The sequence below is a fragment of the Bradyrhizobium sp. 33ap4 genome, from assembly GCF_032654765.1.
GTDB classification, from domain to species: domain Bacteria; phylum Pseudomonadota; class Alphaproteobacteria; order Rhizobiales; family Xanthobacteraceae; genus Bradyrhizobium; species Bradyrhizobium australafricanum.
This window is the reverse complement of sequence record NZ_JAUMTJ010000237.1, coordinates 1-616: the sequence shown is the minus strand read 5'-3', so window position 1 is coordinate 616 and position 616 is coordinate 1. Positions and strand designations below refer to the sequence as shown.

The window sequence follows — 616 nt, the reverse complement described above, 5'->3', positions numbered from 1 at the left end:
CAAGCAAAAGCATGCAAGCAAGCAAGCAAAAGCAAGCAAGCAAGCAAAAGAAAACAAGCAAACAAGCAAGCAAGCAAAAGCAAGCAAGCAAGCAAAGGCAAGCAATCAAGCAAGCAAAAGCAAGCAATCAAGAGCAAGCAAGCAAGCAAGGACAAGCAAGCAAGCATAAGAAAGCAAGCAAGCAAGCAAAAGCAAGCAAGCAAGCAAAAGGAAGCAACAAGCAAGCAAGCAAGCAAAACAAGCAAGCAAAAGCAAGCAAGCAAGCAAAAGCAAGCAAGCAAGCAAGCAAGCAAAAGCAAGCAAGCAAGCAAGCAAAAGCAAGCAAGCAAGCAAAAGCAAGCAAGCAAAAGCAAGCAAGCAAAAGCAAGCAAGCAAAAGCAAGCAAGCAAGCAAAAGCAAGCAAGCAAGCAAAAGCAAGCAAGCAAGCAAAAGCAAGCAAGCAAGCAAGCAAAGCAAGCAAGCAAAAGCAAGCAAGCAAGCAAGCAAAAGCAAGCAAGCAAGCAAAAGCAAGCAATCAAGCATGCAAAAGCAAGCAAGCAAGCAAGCAAAAGCAACCAAGCAAAAGCAAACAAGCAAAACAGGCAAGCAAGCAAAAGCAAGCAAGCAAACAAGCAAA

1 protein-coding gene is annotated in these 616 nt (G+C 43.7%); it reads left to right on the top strand.

All coding sequences use genetic code 11. The features are described 5' to 3' along the window. Positions 1-11: 11 nt before the first annotated feature. A partial coding sequence (locus Q2M23_RS44445) for a hypothetical protein (RefSeq protein ID WP_316399553.1) occupies positions 12-616 on the top strand: 605 nt, incomplete at its 3' end.